The organism is Streptomyces aidingensis (assembly GCF_900112355.1).
Taxonomy (GTDB): domain Bacteria; phylum Actinomycetota; class Actinomycetes; order Streptomycetales; family Streptomycetaceae; genus Streptomyces; species Streptomyces aidingensis.
Genome location: NZ_FOLM01000010.1, coordinates 147,925 through 169,116, shown reverse-complemented (window position 1 = coordinate 169,116; position 21,192 = coordinate 147,925). Strand labels below are relative to the sequence as shown.

The 21,192-nt window shown below is 71.1% G+C and carries 16 protein-coding genes and 1 pseudogene; 5 read left to right on the top strand and 12 right to left on the bottom strand.

Annotation, left to right across the window (positions count from 1 at the left end; all coding sequences use genetic code 11):
* Positions 1–5: 5 nt before the first annotated feature.
* Positions 6–893 (bottom strand): SDR family oxidoreductase, encoded by an 888-nt coding sequence (locus BM242_RS18830; protein ID WP_093840035.1) that lies wholly within the window; start codon positions 891–893, stop codon positions 6–8.
* Positions 894–1,267: 374 nt separating this feature from the next.
* Between BM242_RS18830 and BM242_RS18825 the strand changes: the two genes are divergently transcribed.
* Both BM242_RS18825 and BM242_RS18820 read left to right on the top strand, forming a co-directional pair.
* Entirely contained in the window at positions 1,268–1,909 is a 642-nt protein-coding gene (locus tag BM242_RS18825) for a DUF433 domain-containing protein (protein WP_175541482.1), read from the top strand.
* The gene (locus tag BM242_RS18820) at positions 1,909–2,349 is read left to right on the top strand and encodes a DUF5615 family PIN-like protein (protein ID WP_093840034.1); all 441 of its coding nucleotides are present in this window, start codon (positions 1,909–1,911) and stop codon (positions 2,347–2,349) included. The genes BM242_RS18825 and BM242_RS18820 overlap by 1 nt, the downstream gene beginning before the upstream one ends.
* A 64-nt stretch (positions 2,350–2,413) precedes the next feature.
* Here BM242_RS18820 and BM242_RS18815 read toward each other — a convergent pair whose 3' ends face one another.
* Positions 2,414–2,731, bottom strand: a complete 318-nt coding sequence (locus tag BM242_RS18815) for a deoxyxylulose-5-phosphate synthase (RefSeq protein WP_245834267.1) — start codon at positions 2,729–2,731, stop codon at positions 2,414–2,416.
* Positions 2,732–2,801: 70 nt separating this feature from the next.
* Between BM242_RS18815 and BM242_RS18810 the strand changes: the two are divergent.
* Positions 2,802–3,431 (top strand): annotated as a pseudogene (locus tag BM242_RS18810) (class I SAM-dependent methyltransferase); the annotation flags it as partial.
* A 407-nt stretch (positions 3,432–3,838) separates the two neighbouring features.
* Here the strand turns inward: BM242_RS18810 and BM242_RS18805 are convergent.
* From BM242_RS18805 to BM242_RS18795, 3 genes are all read right to left on the bottom strand, one after another.
* Positions 3,839–4,669 (bottom strand): M48 family metallopeptidase, encoded by an 831-nt coding sequence (locus BM242_RS18805; protein WP_093840032.1) that lies wholly within the window; start codon positions 4,667–4,669, stop codon positions 3,839–3,841.
* Positions 4,670–4,729: 60 nt separating this feature from the next.
* Positions 4,730–8,263: a type I restriction endonuclease subunit R gene (locus BM242_RS18800; protein WP_093840031.1), complete on the bottom strand. Its 3,534-nt coding sequence runs from the start codon at positions 8,261–8,263 to the stop codon at positions 4,730–4,732.
* A gap of 148 nt (positions 8,264–8,411) precedes the next feature.
* Complete coding sequence (locus BM242_RS18795; RefSeq protein WP_093840030.1) at positions 8,412–8,894, bottom strand: ATP-binding protein; 483 nt, start codon at positions 8,892–8,894, stop codon at positions 8,412–8,414.
* 262 nt (positions 8,895–9,156) lie between these two features.
* On the opposite strand from BM242_RS18795, the gene BM242_RS18790 reads away from it, so the two are divergent.
* On the top strand, positions 9,157–10,026 hold the full coding sequence (locus BM242_RS18790) for a helix-turn-helix domain-containing protein (protein WP_281254697.1): 870 nt from the start codon (positions 9,157–9,159) through the stop codon (positions 10,024–10,026).
* Positions 10,027–10,038: 12 nt separating this feature from the next.
* Positions 10,039–10,239: a DUF397 domain-containing protein gene (locus tag BM242_RS31210; RefSeq protein WP_093840028.1), complete on the top strand. Its 201-nt coding sequence runs from the start codon at positions 10,039–10,041 to the stop codon at positions 10,237–10,239.
* Here the strand turns inward: BM242_RS31210 and BM242_RS18780 are convergent.
* The 7 genes from BM242_RS18780 to BM242_RS18745 all read right to left on the bottom strand — a co-directional run bounded on the left by BM242_RS18780 (position 10,205) and on the right by BM242_RS18745 (position 21,136).
* Positions 10,205–13,396, bottom strand: coding sequence for a type I restriction-modification system subunit M (locus BM242_RS18780; RefSeq protein ID WP_093840027.1), 3,192 nt, complete (start codon positions 13,394–13,396; stop codon positions 10,205–10,207). The genes BM242_RS31210 and BM242_RS18780 overlap by 35 nt on opposite strands.
* A 66-nt stretch (positions 13,397–13,462) precedes the next feature.
* On the bottom strand, positions 13,463–14,398 hold the full coding sequence (locus tag BM242_RS18775) for an RloB family protein (RefSeq protein WP_093840026.1): 936 nt from the start codon (positions 14,396–14,398) through the stop codon (positions 13,463–13,465).
* Positions 14,395–15,675 (bottom strand): AAA family ATPase, encoded by a 1,281-nt coding sequence (locus BM242_RS18770; protein ID WP_093840025.1) that lies wholly within the window; start codon positions 15,673–15,675, stop codon positions 14,395–14,397. The genes BM242_RS18775 and BM242_RS18770 overlap by 4 nt, the downstream gene beginning before the upstream one ends.
* A gap of 481 nt (positions 15,676–16,156) precedes the next feature.
* Positions 16,157–17,401, bottom strand: coding sequence for a class F sortase (locus BM242_RS18760; protein WP_093840023.1), 1,245 nt, complete (start codon positions 17,399–17,401; stop codon positions 16,157–16,159).
* 203 nt (positions 17,402–17,604) lie between these two features.
* Complete coding sequence (locus BM242_RS18755) at positions 17,605–18,174, bottom strand: hypothetical protein (protein WP_093840022.1); 570 nt, start codon at positions 18,172–18,174, stop codon at positions 17,605–17,607.
* Between the two features lie 257 nt (positions 18,175–18,431).
* Complete coding sequence (locus tag BM242_RS18750) at positions 18,432–20,108, bottom strand: ABC transporter permease (protein WP_107365147.1); 1,677 nt, start codon at positions 20,106–20,108, stop codon at positions 18,432–18,434.
* On the bottom strand, positions 20,105–21,136 hold the full coding sequence (locus BM242_RS18745; protein ID WP_093840021.1) for an ABC transporter ATP-binding protein: 1,032 nt from the start codon (positions 21,134–21,136) through the stop codon (positions 20,105–20,107). Before BM242_RS18745 ends, BM242_RS18750 begins: the two co-directional genes overlap by 4 nt.
* Positions 21,137–21,192 lie beyond the last annotated feature (56 nt).

Genomic DNA, 21,192 nt, shown 5'->3' with positions numbered 1-21,192 from the left:
AGACCTCACGGCTCGCGGCCGTCGGCGTGCCGGATGACGTCGGCGAGCGGGGTGGCCGGGTGGCCGGTCAGCCGGGGGATGGCGTCGGTGACGCCGGCGAGTTCCCCGGCGGCGACGGCGGTGTAGGTGGACACCCAGGCGTTGAGCTGCCAGCGCTCGGCGCCGTAGTGGGCGCGCGAGGCGTACGCCTCCTCCAGGCCCTCCGCGTGGTAGGTGACATTCCGGCCCGTGATGGTCGTCAGGATGGCGGCGATCTCGTGGAAGGTGAGCGCCTGCGGCCCGGTCAGCTCGTACACGGCGCCCGCGTGCTCCGGCGCGTGGGTGAGCACCGAGACGGCCGCCTCGGCGATGTCCTCCTGCGCGACCAGGGCCACCCGCCCGTCACCGGCCGGGCCCCGGATCACGCCGTCCTCGCCGACGAACGCCGGGACGAAGTCGGCGTAGATGTTGTCCCGGAGGAAGGTGAAGGCCAGCCCGCTGTCCCGGATGTACTGCTCGGTGGCCCAGTGATCGCGGGCCAGGGTGAAGGTCGCGTTCTCCGCCGCGCCGTAGAAGGAGATGTAGACCAGATGCCCCACCCCGGCCGCCACGGCGGCGTCCACGAACGCGCGGTGCTGGTCGACCCGGTCGGCGGTCTCGGAGATCGAGATCATCAGCACCCGCTCGATCCCGGACAGCGCCCGCACCACATCGTCCCGGTCGCCATAGGCGGCCCGCGCCACGCTCGCCCCGGGCAGCCGGGGCGCGCGGTGTGGATCGCGCACCACCAGGTGCTGCGGAACCCCGGCGGCGGCCAGCCGCCGGGCGATCCGCACCCCGAGCCGGCCGGTCACACCGGTGACGGCGATACCGCGGTGGGCGTTCTCACTGCTCGTGTCGGACGGAAGGGACATGCCGTCTCCTGCTCTGGCTGGGTTCGTGACCTTCGCGACGGCCACTGCCCCGGGCGGGGCGAGGGCGGAGTGCCTGCGCGTTGATGCGTATCAGCCCCGGCCCTCCACGCCCCGTCACGACGCGCCCATCCGTGCACACCGACCCCTCCGGTTCACCCCGCTTCTTGCAAGGAGGCCATGGCGGGCACGGGACCCGACAGGCAGCACTCCTCGCTCCGCGGAACGGGGCCGACGAGGCGGCCGGGTATGCCTTGGCGACTCGGGTGCACGAGGAGTGATGCTCTGCGCGGAGCATGACGTGCCAGGGAGGGACTTGTAGCGTCTGACTGCCGGCGGGCGGGAGACTGGACCAGGTACGGAAGGAGGCCCGGAACATGGCGTACTCGACTCACATGGCCGCTGCTCTGTCGGGGGCGACTATTGCCCAGTTGCGTCACTGGCGTCGGGATGTCCGTGACGGGCCGGTTCTGATTCCCGAGCTGGCGGTACGGCCGAGGGCCCTTTATTCGTTCCGGGACGTCCTCGCGCTGCGCACCTGCGTACGGCTGCGTCAGGACGCCTCGCTCCAGAAGATCCGCCGGGCGATCGGCAACCTCCGGCGGCTTGGGGAGATCGAGCACTTGTCGTCCTACAGCTTGGTGGCCGACGGGGACTCGATCGCGCTGGTCGGCAACGACAGCGAGCACTCGACGGATCTGGTCAAGCGTCCCGGGCAGCAGGTTGTGGCGACCTTGGCGGAGATCCTGGAGCCCTTTTCGGTGCGCCCCGGGGTGGTCGTCCCTCACCTGCTGCGCCCTACCGCGCACATCACGCTCGACCCCGAGACCCAGGGCGGCAGTCCGGTCATCACGGGGACCAGGGTGCCGTATGACGCGGTGGTCGAGCTGCTGGAGGACGGGGTCCGCGCGGAGAAGATCGCCGACTACTACCCGGCGGTGACGCCGGAAGCGGCCAGGGACGCACAGACCTTCGCGCTGTACGTGAACAGCTACCAACCGGAGCCCCGCGCCTCCTGATGAAGATCCTTCTTGACGAGAACGCGCCTTCCCTCATGGTCGATGTGCTGCGTCATCTGCTTCCCGGTCACCGCGTCGACCATGTCACGCTGATGAAGTGGTCGGGCAAGAAGGACTTGGCGTTGCTCGCCGATGCCGCAAGTCATGGTTACGACATCTTCGTCACCAAGGACGCCCGGCAGCTCGACGACCCCGACGAGACAACGGCCATCAAGAAATCCCGGTTGCACCACGTCCGGTTCGGCCAGCCGCAGCCAGGGCGGGTCGGGCTGGCCCTGGCCATAGGAGCTGTCATCGGCTCCCTCCCCATGGTCGTGCGAGACCTGGAGAACGCCGAGGGCCAGCGGCTGGTCATGATCAAAGGACTGGCCCCCGGGACCAAGCACCGTTTCGACATGACCGATCCGGCCAAGGAGCCTCCTCGCTACTGGCCGCGCTGAGCTTGTGTCCCCGGCGGCGGGTGGCCCGCCGCCGGGGCAAGGCGCGGTGTCCGGGCGCGGGTGGTCAGCTCTTCCCGGGGGCTTGTCGGGTCAGTTCGTCGAGATCGGGTGTGGACAGTGCCTCAGCGACCGGCACACCGGACCGCGCCGCCGCTGCCAGCCGTTCCCGCACCTCACGGGGGTGGCGAGGTCGCCAGCCGGGGCCTTCGCAGCAGCCGGAGTGGAAGGTCAGCCCCGAGCCGAGGACGGCGGCGAGTGCCTTCCACCCGGCGGTGTCCCGCTTCCCGGGCACGGCGAGATCCTGACCGGCGTCGATCAGCCCACCGCCGCAACCCGGGCAGACGCCCTGGTGTCCGGCCTCGGCCCGCTTCTTGAAGGACACCCGGCAGGGGAGGCACACAAAGTGCCGGCTCGCGCTCGTGTGTCGGAAGCACATTCCGTCAGTATCGCCCATGCTCCGAGGCCGGGGCAGCGGACAGCCGGCCCGTACAGGGCGGCCCGGTGGCGAGGTCCCGGCCCGGTTTCTGTCAGTGGCCCGCTCTAGCCTCGGCGGTATGGGTGAGCCGGGGTTTCTGCGGGACACGCGGGCGTCGTACGACGCGATCGCGGCCGAGTACAACGCGCGCTTCGCGCTGGAGCTGTCGGACAAGCCGGTGGACCGGGCGCTGCTGGGCGCGTTCGCCGATCTGGTGCGGGCGGCGGCGCCGGGCGCGGACGCCGGGCCGGTGCTGGAGGTGGGCAGCGGGCCGGGGAAGGTGACGGCGTATCTGGCGCGGCGGACGGGCCTGTCCATCAGCGGGATCGATCTCTCGCCGGAGATGGTCGCGCTGGCCAGGCGGTCCTACCCCGGGCTGCGGTTCGAGGTGGGGTCGATGACGGAGCTGGATCTTCCGGACGGCTCACTGGCCGGGCTGATCGCCTGGTATTCGCTCATCCACATTCCGACCGCGTATGTGCCCGAGGTCCTCGCCGGCTTCCGGCGGGTGCTGATACCGGGCGGGCAGCTCGCCGTCGCCTTCCAGTCCGGCAGCGAACGGCGCCACCTCGACGAGGTGTTCGGGCGACCGGTGCACCTGGATTTCCACCGGCGGACCCCGGAGCACGTCGCTGAGCTGCTGTCCGTGGCGGGCTTCAAGGTCCACACCCGTGTGGTCCGCGAACCGAGGCCGGAGCTGGGGGAGAAGGCCCCCAGGCCTATCTGCTGGCCTGCGCCGCCTGAAGCGGCCCCGCCCCCCGCCCGGGTGCACACCCCCGGACCGGGTGGGACGGTCGGCAGTCGGCGGTGCGGGCTCAGGAGACGAGCCGGCGCATCACGGGCAGCGGCAGAGCGGGGTTGGCGGCTGCCCCCGCCGCGACCTGCATGCCGTGCCCTCCACCATGCCGCGCAACCGAATCTCGGAAAGCCCGCGGTGCGGGGAGACGGCCGCGGCCACCTTGGCGTCCGAATAGGCGGCCAGTGCGTCGCGAATCCCGGGCGGGGGCGGGCCGGTCATGTGAGGGCTGCGGCAGAGCCAGTTGCCCGGCGCCTCCCGCGCGGAGGGCGAGCGTCGGCCGTGCGGCCTGCTCTCGTCCGGTACTGCTCGGGGCGGGCGACCGCGCCGCGCCAGAGCGAGGGCTCCCGCATCACGAACTCGGCGGCCCGGGTGTCCGCGTCCGGCATCGCCAGGCGCAGGTGGCGCCGGAAGACGGCACCGTGACCGGGCACTTTCAGATGTGTCAGCTCGTGAACGAGGACGTAATCGATCAGTGCCACGGGGAGTTGCAGGACCGCCCAGTGCACCGTGACGGCACCGGCGGGCGAGCAGGCGCCCCAGCGGTCACCGAGATCACGGGCGGCCACCGGCACTGGTCGGAGCCCGAGCCGACTGGTGAGGGACGGCAGCCGGGCAGCCAGCCAGCGGCTGCCGCGCTGCTCGTACCATTCGATCAATTGCCTGCCGCCGTGGGCCGGGTGCGTGGGGCGCGGCAGTTCCAGGCGCCCTCGCCACAGCCGCACGGCCTCGCTCGCGCCGGTGTCCACCAGCCGCAGCCGGTAGCGGCGGCCCAGGTAGTCGAAGCCCGTCCCGCCGATGAGTTCCTTGACCGGCTGGGCGGGACGCGCCCGCCGGCGCGCCACCTCGTCGGCAAGCCGGGGCAGCCGGGCACGCACCGCCGAGGCAACGTGCTCCGGATCGGCATCGGTCGGCACGGCGAACAGCACCCCGCCGTCCTCGTCCACCTCGATGGACAAGGTGCGGCGACGCGGGCGGAGTTCGACCCTCCACTCCCATTCCGGGGGAATGGGGAGGGCGGCGATGGCCCGGCGGACGGGGTTGCTCACCCGCCATTCCTACCATCCGGTACCGACAGGGAGCCGCACGGTCCCGTCCCCGCCGGGTCACTACCGGCCGCGGCGGCGGGCGTAGGCCCGGAAGTCTCCGTGGCGTGCCTCGGCCAGCTCCACCAGCAGCGAAGCCAGCGGGCCGGTGGCGCCCCAGGCGACGTTCAGCCGGTCCTCAAGATAGTGGCGGAGCTCGCGACGCACCCGGTCACGGCTTTCCGGCAGCCATCCGAAGTGGGGGCCGTGCACCAGCCCGGCGATCTCCACGGTGAGATCCCGGGAGGCCTGGACGAGGTCGGTCCCCGGCGGCAGCGGTGTGCCGTCCGGCTGCTTCAGGGTCTCCTCCAGCAGGCTGTGCACCGGGCGCTCCGTATACGGATCGAGCCCGTCCGGCGCCGCGGTGTCCTCATCCGCCGCGCGGATGTCCTCGACGAGATCCTGCATTGCCGCAGCCGCCGCCTCGAAATCCTCGGCCATGCTGCGCACGATCTCTTCCAGCCGCTCGCTGAAGCGCTGATAGCGGACCCGGTCGCCTCCGATGCGGGCCTCGATGCGCATCCGCAGTCGGCTGGTGAGGTAGGCGGTCCGGGCTCGCGGGTCCGGGTTGGCCCGCACCCGGTCCATGAAAGCCGGATCGCTGATCTCGACCGGCGGAATGCGTTCCTCCACTCCGCCCGCTTCCAGATGCCGGGCGATGAGCCGGCGGACCTTGGCGCCGTAGCGGCGCGGGCTGAACTGGTCCCGGTCGTCGCGGTAGCGCTGCCGCGCCAGGTACTGCACCTCGCCGAGCCTGCGCGCCAGACCCTCGTAGGGCAGCGCACGCGGCCGGGGCAGCACCGCGTTGAGGGAGGTGAGGAAATCCCGGACCAGGTTGTCGAACTTGCCCCGCAGCAGCGGGTTCTCCAGGGCCGCGAGCAGGTCCTCCCGGTGCTCCTCGGTGTCCAGGGAGGCCGTGCCGTTCCGGTCCAGGAAGTCCTGGACCCGCTTGGCCAGCTCCCGCAGCAGCCGGTCCGCCGCCGCGTCGGTCTCCAGCCACGGCTGGTCCGCGGTGGGCTGCTCCCCGTCGTAGTCCGGCTGGAGATGGTCCACCTGGATGTTCCGGTAGCCGTAGACCTCGCGTAGATGCTCCCGGTCATAGGCGGTCAGGGCCTTGGCCAGCTCGGGACCGATGCCGACATAGTCCACGACCTGCCCCCACTCCTTGGCGCGGTAGGGCCGGTTGGTGCGGGCGATGGCCTGGAGCAGTTCCACGCCGGTGAGCTTGCGGTCCAGGTAGAGGACCTGCTCCACGGGTGCGTCGAAACCCGTCAGCAGCATGGACTGGACGACGAGGAAGGCGACCGGGCCGCCCTCCTCCGCTCCGTCCCGGTCCTCGTCCCCGTCTCCGGAGCGCTGGGAAGGGGCCTGTTCCCGGTGCCAGGGCTCGCCCGTCCCGGGGCCCGGGGTGCTGGGCGGCGCGGGGGCGGGTCCGCCATGGGTCTCCGCAGCCCAGGAGGGATCGCTGGGGATGCGGTCGCGGAAGGAGTCGATGCCCTGCTTGAAGCGCTCGATGTAGTCGTCATGCCGGGACTTGAGCTTCCACCGCCGCCACTCCGCCGGATCCGCCTTGCCCTCCACCTCCGAGATGACCACGGCGGCCAGCAGATGCCGGTGCGGGAGGAGGTAGAGCAGCGCGCGCTCGTCATCGGACAGGTACTCGTGCGCCATGGGGTCGTGGACGATGTCCGGGTCCAGCGCGTCCAGCTCCGCCAGCAGCGTGTCCCGGGCCCGCACGATGGCCCGCTGGTACTCCACGGCCGCCTTGCGGGACACCGCCACCACCTGGGCGCCGAAGCCGTCCGGCAGAGCGGTGCGGGCCCAGTGCCGCAGCATGTGCTCCGCCTTGCAGGCGATGACGGCCGACGACTCCAGGACCTCCTTGCGGCGGGCGAAGCGCCTCAGCACGCGCTCGCGCCGTTCGGGATCGCTCGGCACCGTGGTCTCGAACCTGGCGTCCAGGGCGACCTTCTCGATCACCTCCAGGGCGACGTGGTGTGCCTCGTACCGCACCGGGACGACGGCGCCGTCGCGTTCGGCGTCGCGCAGGGTGTAGAGGTCGGCGAAGTCGCCGAAGATCTCCCGGGTGGTCTTGCGCGTCTGGTCGATCACCGGGGTGCCGGTGAAGCCGATGAACGCGGCGTTGGGCAGCATGGCGCGCAGCCGGGCGTGCTGCCATCCCGGGTGGGAGCGGTGCGCCTCGTCCACCAGGACGACGATCTCCGCACCGTCGTTGGCCACCCGGTTGTGCAGGTGACGGTCGCCGTCCGGGCCGTTGTCCAGGGTCTCCGGGGTGCCGTCGTCCGCGGCGTCGTCCCGCCGGGACTTCTGGATCATGATCAGGACCAGGTCCGGCACATCCACCGCGAGGAACCGCCGGGCCTGTTCCACGGTGGCGGCCCGGTGGATCTCCTCCTCGGCGGCGCCCAGACTGCGCCGGATCTGCTTCTCCAGATCGATCCGGTCGCTGACCACGACGATCTTGTGGCGGCGGAGCGACGGCGATGAGCGGAGGTGGCGGACCAGGAAGGCCATGGTGAGGCTCTTGCCGGAGCCCTGGGTGTGCCAGATGACGCCGCCCCGGTTGCCGGGATCGCGGCCGGAGGCGAGTGTCACCAGCCGCGCCCGGAGGCGCCGGGCGAGCCGCCCTACGGCCCGGAACTGCTGGTAGCGCCCGACGATCTTGGCGGCCCCGGAGCCGGTTCCGGTGTGGGTGGTGAAGTCGCGCACCAGACGCAGGAGGTGGTCGGGGCGCAGCACGCCCGCGACCAGGACGGCCTGGGCGGACAGCGGCCGGTCGTCCGGGGTGCCGGTCTCTTGGCGGACCTGGTCCTCGGTGGCGGGCTCGACCGTGCGCCAGGGCGCGAAGTGCTCCGGACCGGAGGTGACGGTGCCCAGCTCGGCCCGCTCGCGATCGGTCGCGACGAGGAGCTGGGCGTACCGGACGAAGTCGGGGACGGGGGCCTCGGCGTGTGCGCCGGCGTAGCCGATGACCTGGCTGACGGCCTGGTCGAGGGCGATGGGCCCCGGTGCCTTGCACTCGATGACCACCCAGGGCAGCCCGTTGACGAACAGCACCAGGTCGGGGGTGGCGGACCGGCCGTCCTGCCGCTCGACCCGGAGTTCGGAGACGACGAGCAGATCGTTGCCCTCGCCGGGAGGAAGGGAGTTCTCCCAGTCCACCAGCCGCACATGCTCGGGGTCGCCTTTGCGCCAGCCGGTCAGGAGCTGGGCGTTGACGCCCTTGCGGAGCAGCTCGGTGGCGGCGAGATGTCCTCGGATGCCGGACCCGGATGTCCGGGCGTCATCCAGCAGCTCCCAGAGCTGATCGAGCTGGGCGCCGGTGAGCCACGGACGGCCGCCGGGACCAGGGTTGAGCCGGGAGACGGCGGCACGGAAACGGTCGGGGTAGACCGCGCGGGCGAAGTCCGTCCGCCCGCTGCGGGCGGGATGGTGCGCGGGCTGTCCGGGGTCGGCGCCTGCCAGGTGGTGCCAGCCCATGGCCGTGAGCTGGTTGATGAGAGGCCGTACAACCGTGTTGTATTCCCGGTGTGCCAAGTCCTGGCTCCCCGCCCGTCGCCGCCGCACCCGTGTGCCTGTGCACCCGGCAACACGGGCCGAACACTTTACTCGGCGGACGGGCAGGAGCGGCAGCCGCGCAGGTGGCGCGGGTGTCAGCCCGGGAAGCGGTTTGCCCGGCCTCCTCCTACCGGTCTTCTTCCGCTCCTTCCTCTCCTTCCTTGGCATGCAGTTCGAACCAGATCGTCTTGCCGCCCGACCCCCACGGCGTGGAGCCGAGGGCGCACCCGCCCCAGCGATCGGCGTAGACATCGAGGAGCAACAGCCCCCGGCCGGTCTCGGAGTCGGCCGACGGCAGCGGACGCGGCCCGCCGCAGCCGGGCGGCAGATCCGGGCTGGTGTCCCATACGCTCACCCGGAGCTCCGGACTTCGCCAGGTGACCCGCACGGACGCGGGTCCCTCGGTGTACCGGACCGAGTTGGTGACGAGTTCGGTGGTCAGCAGGGCGGCCCGGTAGGAGAGCTGTTCCAGGCCGTGGTGGAGCAGCACGGCACGGACCGTGCTGCGCGCGACCCGGGGGCCTCGCAGATCGCTGGGCAGCAGCAGCTCGTACTGCCATGGCTCGGTGACGGCAGGCACGACGGTGAGGGGTGGCGGTGGCTGAAGCACGCGGGCACCTCCTGGTGCGCGAACGCGACGAACAGAGAACGACGCCCCACGGCCCTGTCCCCACCGGACGGTGTCATTGCCATCCCCGGCCCGGACGGGTGCGCGGGCGGCGGAGTTGGTGCGCTTCCTCCCACTGGGCAGGACGAGCGGCGGCCATCACAGGTTAGGGGAGAACACATAACTGTGCTGTAGAAGTAACTCGAACGAGTTACGTGATCGGGCTTCGGTGGAACGAGGCTTGAGGAACCGGCACACTGTGCGCGTGGTGAGAGGCAAGTACACGGAGTCGAAGCAACTTCCGACCTTCCGGCAACGGCGATTCGGCGCCGAACTCCGGCGACTTCGGGAAGCCGCCGGCATGACGGCTGCTGCTGTGGCTGCGTTGCTCGACACGGATCGGACCGTGATCTCCAACGTCGAAGCCGGGCGGTTCGGCATCAGTGAGGAGCGTCTCCGGCGGCTTGCCAGCATCTACGAGTGCGATGATCCGGTGTTGATTGAGGCACTGGTCGCGATGACGGGCGGTAGGAAGAGCGGCTGGTGGGAGGAGTACCGAGGCAAGATTCCGCCAGGCTTCCTGGATGTATCAGAGATGGAGCACCACGCCGTCCGGCTGCGCACCGTCCAGACGTGTCACATGCCGGGTCTCTTCCAGACGGAGGACCACGCACGTGCCTTGTTCGAGCTGAACATTCCTCCGCTCGCGCGACTTGAGATCGAACTACGGGTCGCGCACCGAATGGACCGACAGGTGGTCGTCAACGGTGACGCAGACACTCCCTACGAGGGGGTGATCCACGAGGCGGCGCTGCGCATGCAGGTGGGCGGCCGGAAGGTGGCCAAGGCCCAGCTCGCTCGGCTTCTCGAAGCGAACGACCAGGACAACGTCACGCTTCGAGTGATCCCGTTCGCGGCGGGTGGCTTCCCGATGATCGGGGAGTCGGTCCTCTACGCCGAGGCCACCACGCCACAGCTCGACACCGTCCACATGGACTCACCGACAGGGGCCGTCTTCGTTGACTCACCGGCGCAACTCGTCAGCTTCCGGCGTCGGCTGGTCAAGATCGAAAAGGTAGCGTTGGACGTACCGGACTCCCAGGACCTGATCCGGAGCATCGAACGCGAATTGTGAGAGGAGAGGCAAGTGGCCGAGCTGGGCTGGCTGAAGTCCTCGTTCTCCGAAGACGGCGGGAACAACTGCATAGAGATCGCCCGCCTCCCGGGCCATTACCTTGCGGTTCGGGAGAGCAGTGCGCCCGAATGTCTCATAGTGGCAAATCGGCTCCGGCTTCAAGCCTTGCTCACCCGCACTAAACAGAAAAGCCTCTTGCCGCCGGGTCGGTGACGATAGCCGCACCCACTCCGGAGAGGAGCGCTTCCGTGATTCCCCTCTCCGTTTCCCTGAGCTTCTCAACTTGCTTCTGCAAGGCTGCGATGCGGCGTTCGAAGGCGGTGTGGGCGGCGACGATGCGACGCTGCGCAAGCATGTCGGGCAGCGGGACGAGGACCCGCTTTACGTCTGTCCCGTTGAGCTTGACCATACTCTCATTCGTCCCCCGAGCACTCTGCTGGATGGCCATGCGCACTGAAGGGGAGCGAAGAACAAGCTCCAGGAATTCGGGGAGGCAGCGTCTGGTGTCCGGGCTCAAGCGCATCATGAGATCGGGGTAGATGCATGGGCTGCCCACATCCCGGTAGATACCGGCAAGCCCGACCAGTTCCCTCGTGTTCGCGCGGCTGAGCAGCAGATCTCCATCTGACAAGAGGAAGCGCCGCGCCGTCGGGCTGTCGGGGACGTTCTTGAGCTGCCGAGGAACGAACCCATGGGGTGTCAAGCATCCCAGCCCCAAGGCGAGCATGCCCTGCCATGAGGGTGATTCAACAGGCGAGTAGCCGTTCTTTGGGTCCTTGGTAAGTAGCTCACCCAAGGGCACCTGGCGAATTCGAGACTCAGTGTGCATAGCCGTGTTCCTCAACCACTCAGTGAGGTCGGCCGCTGCCTCCTCGGCTCCTTTCTCTATGTCGACGAGGGAAGCGGCGTATTTTTCTGCCCAGAGGCGGAAGAGGGTGATCAGGTCGCGTCGGTGGGTGGCGGTTGCTGCTTCGAGGCGGGTGCGGATGTCGCGGTCCAGGATCGCGAGGACGTGCTGCTGTGCGTTGCCTTCGGCGAGGGCGCGGTTGGTGGCGGTGCGCAGTTCGGTGAGGAAGCGGGAGTTGAGGTCTCTGCGCTTCTTGGCGGCTGCGGTGCGGGCCTTCTTGGTGCGGGTGACGGCCGCGTGCAGTTTGGAGAGTTCTTCGGCGGAGGCGGGTTCGAGTTCCGTTTCGGGAGCTTCTTCCGCCTCGTCGGGGGTATCCAGGGCTTCGTCCAGGGCTTCCTGGGCCTGCTGGTATGCCGTCTCGGCCTCGGCCAGGACCTTGTCGGCCTCGGCGACTTCTTCCAGGAAGCCGGGGATCAGCTCGCGGACCACGGGTTCGTCCATGGCGCGGCGCCAGTCCGCAGCCGTGACCGTTGGCCTGCGGCTGTTGCCGCTGCCGGGGGCGATGGGCTGGACGATGGATTCGACCGAATCGACCCACCCTTCCAGCACCCGGCCGAAGCCGCCGGCGGCGAGGGCCTTGAGGTCGTAGCGGCGGGCCGTCCACCAGTCGGCGATGATGCCCGCCGTCTGGTAGTCGTCCAGGATGCCCGGGCCGCGCAGGGCCTCGGTGAAGCTGTGCAGGAGCTTCCGGCGGAGGAACCGCAGCTTGCGGTGAGTGGCGAGGTCCGCGAAGAGCGGGGAGTGCTCGGCCCACCAGGTCGCGTAGGCGCTGGTCATCTTCGCCTCGCGCGCCGCGGTGAGCTCGGGAATGCGTGCGGCGGTCGCCTCGGGGCCTTCCGGGAGGAAGTCGTAGTAGGCGTCGTCCCCGGGCCGCTCCGCGAACAGGTCGGAGGGATCGACGTTGAAAGCATTGAAGAGGGGCTGATGTGCGGCGACCTCGGACTTCGGTACGCCGCCGTAGAGGTGGGCGCGTACGTCCTGCGGCTCGGCCGGGGGCGAGTTGTCCACCCAGCGCCGGATGTTGAGGTTGGTCTCGGCGGTGAGAAGTTCGTCCCGGTGGACGATCCGTGAGTAGCGGTCCACGGCCTTCCACGACCGGAAGACGCTGACGATCTTCTCCGCGTGCTCCGGCCGCAGCTCGTTCTGGTTCCGTCCCGGTGTGAAGTCGCGGTCCGCGTTGATGAACAGCACGTGATCGCGCCGGGGACCCTGCTTGCGGTGGGGGCGGCGCAGTACCAGCACGCAGGCGGGCAGCGCCGTGCCGTAGAAGAGATTGGGCCCGAGGCCGATGACGGCCTCGATGCAGTCGTCCCGCAGCAGGTTCTCGCGGATCTCGCGTTCTTTGCCGCCCCGGAAGAGCACACCGTGGGGCATGACGGTGGCGGCCATCCCGTCCTCCTCCAGCACCGAGATCATGTGCTGGACGAACATCAGGTCGGCCTTCTTCCCCGTCTCCGGGGTGGACCCCCACCACATGCGGCGGCCGTGCTTCTGGTCGGCCAGCGCCACCCCGGCCCAGTCGTAGTTTTGCGAGAACGGCGGGTTGGACAGCACCTTGTTGAAGGTCCGCAGCCGTCCGGCGTCGGTCAGGTGCCCGGGCTCGGTGAGGGTGTCGCCGTGCCGCAGGTCGTACTCCCGGATGCCGTGCAGCAGCATGTTCATGGTGGCCATGGACCAGGTGGCGGGGTTCATGTCCTGCCCTGCGGCCAGCAGATCCCCGACGTCCCCGCCGTTGTCCTCCACATGTTCATGGGCCGCGATCAGCATGCCGCCCGACCCCATGCACGGGTCGTAGACGGTCTCGCGCGGCTTCGGGTCGACCAGCCGGACCATCATCCGGACCACCGAGCGTGGTGTGTAGAACTCGCCGCCGCGCTGGCCGGCCGAGTCGGCGAAGCGGCCGATCAGATACTCGTAGGCCGCGCCCAGCATGTCGGGGAACTCGAAGTCCTCGTTGCGGAGCCGGTACAGCTCGAAATGCCTGATCAGTGAACGCAGTTCGGTGTCGCTGAAGCGGGGCTTGTTACCGACCGTGTCGTTGAACCTGATATGTGTGGCGACCCCGGCCAGGGCCTTGTTGCTGTCCTGGAGGGCTTCCAGCGCCTGGTCCAGACGCTCGCCCGCCCGCTCCGTGACCTTGCAGATGCCGGGCACCGTGCCGCCGGCCGCCTCCGGGTCGCGGTGCGGACCCGGCCACCAGCGGGCGCGGGGTGGGACGTAGAACAGGCGGGAATAGGAGTCCGGGTCGTCGGCCCGGGCCAGGGCCGCCTCCTCGTCCCCGTAGCGCTCCAGAGCGTCGCTCCGGACCTTCTCCCACGCGGGCTGGAATTCGTCGGAGGTGCGCTTGAGGAACAGCATTCCGAAGATGTAGTCCCGGTATTCCGAGGCATCCATCCGGCCGCGCAGGATGTCCGCAGCGGAAAACAGGTGCCGTTCGAGCTGGGGCAGGGTGATCCTGGCCACGCACCGATCCTTCGCTCATTCGTTGATCCGGGAGCCGGCTTCCCGGGAGGGGACGGCCCCGGAAGCCTAGTCGGCCTTCTGCCGCTGAGCGAAACCGCCCTGATGGGGCACCTTCTTCGCGTCCCGGGCGCTCCGCCGGTTCGTGCTCCCCTTGCTGTTGCTGCCCTCCGTGCCGATGCCCAGGCTGACCAGCAGGCGCCAGAGGTCGGTGGACGGGTCACGTCGCAGGGGGTCGCAGTCCGGGGCGTGGCCGGTGCGGGCGGTCCATTCCCCGTAGGGCTCGGGGGCGGCGTCGCCGATCGGCTCGGTGGCGGCCGTCCGGGCGGCGCAGCCGCCGTGCGGGCAGGCGTCCACCAGTTTGCGGGCGTTGCGTACGGCGGTGTGCTCCCGGCCGTGCAGGGCCGCGCCGTGCTCGTCGTCGAGGCCCTTGCCGCGTTTGCCGGAGCCGGTGTCGTACTCGCGGAACGCCTGCGCGTCCTTGTGGCCGCGCAGCCGCTCTTTCACCTTGTCGTCGCGCCCGTCCTCCTGACTGGTGAAGTGCTGGAAGTGCAGGAGCAGCCACAGCTCGAAGGACGGATGGGACAGCGCCACCTGGACGCCCTTCCTGGCGGCCAGGCGCATGGCGGCCGGGATCTCCGCGTCACGGTTGTCCAGGCTGTCGCGGTCGAAGAGCGCCCATTTCTCGTCGTCCGGTGAGCTCGCCCCGGCCACCACCTGCAGGACGGCCTCCTCGGGCCGCAAGCCGTTGACATGACCGGGGTCGCAGTAGTGGAAACGAAAGGGCCGCACCCCTTGCTCGTCGTCTCCCCTGCCGTAGCTCTTCTCGACCTGCCGGAGGTAGTCCCGCTCCGTCCGGCCGCCCTCGGCGGCGACATAGATCACCCGGACCGACTTGTCGGGGTACGAGCCGGGCGACCGGCGGACACCACGCGGGGTGGCGGCGTCCGGGTCGCGACGGCGTCCGCCCCGACGCTGCTGGCTGCGCTTCTGCGATGGGCTCACGCGCTCCGCCTCAGCTTCTCTTCCAGCAGCGCCACCTCTCGGGCGAGATCACCGGGGCCGATGCGCGGGATGCCGCCGTAGTGCCCGTGCAGATAGCGGCGTTCGAGATTGTCGTCCTTCCGGACGGCGCGCCGGGCGGCGGTGAGCGGATACAGCTCGGTCTCGCCGACGGCGTTCTTCGCGCTCACCCACACCTGGTCGCGGTCGAGTGGCCGCTCCGCCACGGACGGCCCGAGCAGCGTCGCGTCGTGGGTGGTGAAGATGAGCTGGGCGGTGCGCGGATTTGCTTCCCGGTCCTGGAAGAGGCGGATGACCTCGGCTGCCAGCAGCGGGTGCAGGCTGGAGTCGAGTTCGTCGGCGAGCAGCGTGCCGCCGTGGTCCAGCACGTGCAGCAGCGGGCCGAGGAAGGCGAACCATGCGTGGGTGCCGAGGGATTCCTGCTGCCAGAAGTCCAGCGGCACAGTGGCGCCGTCCCCGGCTCTGTGCAGCAGGTGCACCTCTCCGGTGTCCGGATTGGTCCGTACACCGGTGATACCCAGGTCGGCCTGGACCAGCAGGGCGGTCAGCCGGTCCCGGAAGGCCGCGTCGGAGGCGATTCTGTCCCTGGTCCAGCCGGTCCGGGCCCGCACGTCGTGCTGGGAGGTGACCAGCCACAGGTTGTCTCTGAACCAGCGGTGCACCGCCGCGAGCTGCGGGTGGTTCATGGTGGCGGCGACGGTGAGGAACAGGGCGTTGGGACGGGTGAAGGCGACGAACTCCTCCTTGCGCCCGCGCAGCCCGGTGCCCCGGAAGCGGAACTCCTCGGCCCCCTCGTCGGGGCGGCGGGCGTCGCGGTCGAACCACTCCTGGCGGCGCCCGGCCGGGTAGGCGTGCAGCCACTCGGCCTCCACCCGCTCGTCGGAGAGTTCGAAGCCGTAGGTGTACCGGACGGGTCTCTTGCCGAGCAGCAGTTCCACCTCGAAGAGGCTGGTGTCCTCGCGGGCCTCCGGCGCCAGGGCGAAGGGATGGCGTGGCACTCTGCCCTCCTGCTCCTTCCCCCAGTCGGCGAAGGAGTTCAGGACCGCTCTGCGCATGAAGCGGAGGGCGTCGAGCATGTTCGACTTGCCGGACGCGTTGGCGCCGAAGATACCGACGGACGGGAGTACCGAGACGGACCGCCCCTCGATCCGGACGCCGGTGTCCCGGGCGGTGTGCTCGTTGTGCTCGGTCGCGACCAGCGAGAGCTCCTGCTCGTCGCGGATGGACCGGTGATTGGCCACGCGGAAGCTGAGCAGCACGCCGACCTCCTGTGAGGCGAGGGTCCTGTCCTTGCCCCGGGCTGATCTCTGCGGGTAATCCGCCTAGAACAGCCTATGACGTGCTGTACCTGGCTGCCATATCTGAGTCAAGGAGAGATTGACCGCACCGGCAGGCGCGGTTCGGCCTTCGGGAAAGCGCGGCCCCGGAGTCTGGGGACACCGGCCTCATCGGGCTGGTGTGCCGTGCGCAGAGCGCGGTCCGCGAGCGCCGGACTCAGGCCCCCATGCCGCACAGGCAGGACGCGATCTTCGTCCAGGAGATAGAGGCCGGTATCCGGCGTCTCGTACTCGGGTGCGGGAAAGCCCTCCGGGCCACGGTCGCGGAGGCGCGCTGCACCGGGCCGGCGGCAGGCGCATCGGGGTGAACCGTGGCGGGTGGTGGTGAAGGCGCGCGATCAGGCGGGGGTGCGGTGGTGTGCCGCCGGGCTCGCCGCCCGAGCCGGTTCTGCCGTCTGTGCGTTCAGCCGGAGGCGGTGGGGTGGGTGGCGGTGAGGTGGGCGTAGACGACGATGTTGGCGTTGTAGCCGCCGTCCGGGGACCAGGTGCCGCCGCAGGTGATCAGGCGGAGTTCGGGGGTGTCGACCGAGCCGTACACCTTGTCGTCGGGGAACTGCGACTTCAGGTACTGCTCGACGGCGTCGGCGACGAAGACGGCGGTGGTGCCGTCCGCGCGGTCCACCTCGATCACGCCGCCGGGCTCAAGGGAGCCGAGGCCGGCGAAGGCGGCCGGGCCGGTGGCGGTGTCCAGATGGCCGACCAGCAGGGCCGCGCCCGCCTCGCCCGGGGCGACGCCGCCCGCGTACCAGGCGGCGCGCATGGCGTCCTCCTCCGCCGGGGTGGGCGGGCCGCCGTCCGGGGCCAGATCGGCGCCGAAGGCCTCGACGGCGATGCCCAGCTCCGGGATCCGGACCTGGGTGGGCGCGGAGCGGGGCATGGGGGCGAGGCCGCCCGCGCCCGCACCCGCGCCGGTGCCGGTGCCGGGCCGTTCCGGGAGGCCGGCGCCGGGTGCTGCGGTGGCCGGGACGGAGTCCTCCGCCGGGAGAATGGCGGCGGTCAGCACGGTGACCAGCACGGCGGAGGCCACGGCGGCCACCTCCATGCGGCGGCTGCGCGGCGCCAGCCGATCCTGCCGGGTGCGGGCGGTGTCCCCGTCCGGGTCCGGGCGCAGCAGTCCGGTACGCAGCAGGGCGGTCCGGGTCAGCGCGGCGGTGCCGCGGCAGAGCCGGACCAGGCGGTGCCAGGGCAGGGCGCGGACGCCGCGGTCGGCGGCCCGGTAGCCGGAGCGCACCGGACGCACGGCAGCCGCCGCCCAGCGGGCGACGGCGGAGCGCGGCACGGTCCACAGGCTGTGGACGAGTCTTTGGCGGATGCGCCGGAAGAGGCGGAAAAGCCGGGCGGGCCGGAAGATCCGGAGGAAGCGAAGAAAGCGGAAGATCCGGAAGATCCGGACGAAGCGGACGAAGCGGAGGAAGCGGAACAGGTGCAGGGGGCGTGGGCGGCGGCGCCGTCCCGAGGCGGCGGTCGCTCCGGCCGGTGCCGGTGGCGGCGCGGAGGGCGACCCGGGGCCCGGACGGCGGCGCGGGCGCCGGAGACCGAGCCGGTCACGCAGCCGGGCGGCGCGCGACGGACGGGTGGCCGGCCGGCGGGCCGGTTCCGGCGGCTCGGGCGGTACGGGGGCCTTGGGCGTCTCCGGGACCTGGGTCACCCTGCTGCTCCTTGCTGCTGATGTGCCGGGCGGGACGGGAGGGGCGGGGAGGGGAGGAGGAAGGAGAGAGGAGAGAGGAGAGGAGAGGGGGAAGGCGGGCGGGAGGGGCGCCGGTGCGGGGGTGCGCCCGCCCCCGCCCGGACCGGCCGGGCGGTGTGGTGCGGTGCGGTGCGCGGTGCCGAGGTGGTCGGCCGCCGCCGCGATCAGTAGTAGTGGTTGCCCACCGAGCGGCGGCGGGCGGCGAGGACGTAGCCCAGCGCACCGGCCGCGGCGATGCCGCCGCCGATGGCCAGCGGGGTCAGATAGTCGCTGCTCTGCTGCGAGCCGCCGAAGCCGGCCGCCGCCCCGCCGATCGGGGTGCGGGAGAAGGTGAAGTGACCGACCTGGGTGGTGCCGTTGGCGCAGAACACCCGGACGTCGTAGGTCCGGCCCGGGACCAGGCCGCTGGTGCGGATGAAGCCGGTGCCGGCCCACACACCGTTGGTCTTGGTCAGGGTGATGGGCGACTGGAACGCGTCGGAGATGGCCTGGCTGGCGGGCTGGCAGGTGGCCTTGACGGTGACCTGGCCGCCCGCGCCGCCCACACCGGGCGTCACGGTGAGGGACTGCGGGCTGGGCGTAACGGTGGTGCCGTCGCTGGGCACCTTGCCGTCGTCCTGGGCGGCGGGCGTGGCGGCGGCGGCCGGGCCGGACAGACCCAGGGACAGCAGGACCGCAGCCGCGCCCAGCGCCAGCCGGCCGGGGCGGGAGCGGAGTCGTTCGGTAGCACGCATGGGACGGTGACCTCCGGGGTGGATGGGCCGCTCGCACGGGCGGACGGCGTGACGGGATGTCAGTGCCATGCGAACAGCGCGTGACCGTATCCGCACCCGGAGGGCGTCCCGACGGGTGGTCCGGTAGCCCGAAAGGGGGCAGCGAAGGGCAGCGCGGGGGGCACGGGGCGGCAGGGCCGGGCTTCCGGGGAGGCGGGAGCCCGGCCCTGCGCGGGTGGCCGGCGGCGGAGGCGGGGCGGGAGCAACTCGCCCGGTGGCTACTTGAGTTCGAGGTCGCGGCGGCGGATGCCGGCCAGACCGGCGGCCAGCAGCAGTACCGCCACCGCGGTCAGGATCGCCAGCGGCGTCCAGTTCATCTCGGCGGACGGCAGGTCCGGCACATGGCCGAAGGGGTCCAGGTTCATCACCCACTGCGGGAAGTCGAACAGCACTCCCAGGTAGCCGATCAGGAACACCCCGGCCGGGACCGCCCAGGCCGCGGGCGCCGCCCGCGGCAGCCAGCCGATCAGGGCCGCCGCCACCCCCACCGTCACCCAGAAGGCGGGCGCATAGGCCAGCGCGGCGCCGGTCAGCTCCATGGTCAGCCCGTCCTGGTCCGAGGAGGCGGCACCGGCCAGGCCGAAGAAGAAGCCGCCCAGCGCCATGATCAGTGTGGACCCGGCCAGCCCCACCACCAGATGGCCGGCCAGCCACCGGGTGCGGGACAGACCGGTGGCCAGCAGCGGCTCGGCGCGCCCCGAGGTCTCCTCGGAGCGGGCCCGCAGCGGGGCCATCACCGCGTAGATGGCCGCCACCACCGCCAGCGGGATCATGATCATGGTGGCGAACGCCTCGATCACGGAGCCGCCCAGCTCGGCCACGGCCTCCTCCAGGGCGTCGATGCCCTCCATCATCTCCTCGGCGTCGCCGAGGATCGAGCCGTACATCAGGCCCAGCAGCGCCAGCCCGACCGCGAAGCCGATCAGCAGGCCGCGGTGCAGCCGCAGCGCGAAGCCGAGCGGCGTGGCCAGGGCGTCGCTGCCGACGGGCCGGCCCGGCCTGGCGGCGCGCAGGCCCGCGCCCAGGTCGCGCAGGACCGAGAACCGGAAGGCCAGCCAGACCAGCGCCGCGATCGCGGCCAGGCAGATCAGCAGCGGCCACCAGCGGTTGTCCACATAGGGGTAGGTGTACAGCACCCAGCCGATCGGGGAGAGCCAGGACAGCCAGGAGGCGGAGCCGTCCGCCCCGGCCGCGTCACCGGCCGCGCGGATCGCGTAGGAGGCGCCGATCACCGCCATGGCCCAGCCGGAGGCGCCCCGCGAGTGCGGGGTGATCTGCACGGTCACCGCCGCCACGGCGGCGAAGACGATGCCGATGAGCGCGGTCTGCGCCCCGTAGAGCAGCGCGCCCTCCGCGGTGAATCCGGCGGCCGAGTAGCCGGACAGCGCGGCGGTGTGCAGCAGGCCCAGGACGGCGTTGGCGATCACCGCGACCGACAGCGCCGCGGTGAGATGGGCGTGCCTGCCGACGACGCCGGCCCGCACCAGTTCGGCGCGCCCGGTCTCCTCCTCGGTGCGGGTGTGCCGGGTGATGATCAGCACGCTCATGATGCCCACCAGCACCGAGGCGAAGCTGATCGTCTGGTGGGCCAGCATGGAGCCGTAGTGGTAGTCGGTGAGGTAGTGCGCCGGGCCGCTCATGGCGAGCCCCTGCGGGCTGTTCATGGTCTCGGCGGCCCTGGCCCGGTCGGCGGCGTCCGGATAGGCGGCCTCCAGGCTGGAGGCGGTGCTCAGGGTGATCAGCAGCAGGACGAACACCCACACCGGGAGGCGGATGCGGTCCCGGCGCAGGTTGAAGCGGATCAGGGTGCCGGTACCGGCCAGCGCGCCGCCGTTGCGCGGGGCGCGGCCGGGGGCGGAGGGCTGGTCCGGGCGGACGGCGGTGGCGGTGCTCATCGGGGGTCTCCGTCGCTCTCGGAGCCGGAGCCGGAGCCGGTGCCGGAGACCGGGCCGGTGCCGGAAGCCGGGGCCGCGGCCGGGGCGGTGCCGTCCGCGGCGCGGGCGCGGGCCGACTCTCCCTCGATCTCGGCGACCTCGTCGCCGTAGTGCCGCAGCATCAGCTCCTCCAGGGTCGGCGGGTGGCTGGTCAGGCTGCGGATGCCGAGTCCGGAGAGGTACTTGACCGCCCCGTCCAGGTGCCGGCCGTCCACGGCGAAGCGCACCCGGCCGTCCTCCTCGCGCACATCGTGCACCCCGGCCAGCGACTCCAGTCCGGCGGACGGCTCGACGGTGTCCGCCTCGATGGTGGTCCGGGTGAGATGGCGCATCTCCTGGAGCGTGCCGGACTGCACGATCCTGCCCAGCCGGATGATGCTCACCCGGTCGCACAGCTTCTCCACCTGGGCCAGGATGTGGCTGGAGAGCAGCACGGTGGTGCCGGCCCGGCGGGCCTCGTTGATCACGTCCTGGAAGACGACCTCCATCAGCGGGTCCAGCCCGGCCGTGGGCTCGTCCAGCAGCAGCAGCTCGGCGCGGGAGGCGAGCGCCGCGATCAGGGCCACCTTCTGCCGGTTGCCCTTGGAGTAGGAGCGGCCCTTCTTGGTGGGGTCGAGGTCGAACCGCTCGATGAGCTCGGCGCGCAGCCGCTTGTCCAGACCGCCGCGCAGCCGTGCCAGCAGGTCGATGGCCTCGCCGCCGGTCAGCGTGGGCCACAGCTCGACGTCGCCGGGCACATAGGCCAGGCGTCGGTGGAGGGCGACGGCGTCGTGCCAGGGATCACCGCCCAGCAGGCGGGCCTCGCCGGAGTCGGCCCGCAGCAGGCCGAGCAGGATGCGGATGGTGGTGGACTTCCCGGCGCCGTTGGGCCCGAGGAAGCCGTGCACCTCACCGGGCCGGACCTGAAGGTCCAGGCCGTCCAGGGCGCGTGTCCGGCCGAAGGTTTTGACCAGACCGGACACGGAGATGGCGGGGGCTGCCTCATTCATGGTTCTGAAGATACAGTTACTTCAGAAACTTGTGAAGATAAGGAAGGCGGGTCGCG

Bases quoted from the DNA above. Each gene is read 5' to 3' on its own strand.
- BM242_RS18830 (WP_093840035.1), bottom strand. From the start codon at position 893: ATGTCCCTTCCGTCCGACACGAGCAGTGAGAACGCCCACCGCGGTATC.
- BM242_RS18825 (WP_175541482.1), top strand. From the start codon at position 1,268: ATGGCGTACTCGACTCACATGGCCGCTGCTCTGTCGGGGGCGACTATT.
- BM242_RS18820 (WP_093840034.1), top strand. From the start codon at position 1,909: ATGAAGATCCTTCTTGACGAGAACGCGCCTTCCCTCATGGTCGATGTG.
- BM242_RS18755 (WP_093840022.1), bottom strand. From the start codon at position 18,174: ATGCGTGCTACCGAACGACTCCGCTCCCGCCCCGGCCGGCTGGCGCTG.
- BM242_RS18750 (WP_107365147.1), bottom strand. From the start codon at position 20,108: ATGAGCACCGCCACCGCCGTCCGCCCGGACCAGCCCTCCGCCCCCGGC.
- BM242_RS18745 (WP_093840021.1), bottom strand. From the start codon at position 21,136: ATGAATGAGGCAGCCCCCGCCATCTCCGTGTCCGGTCTGGTCAAAACC.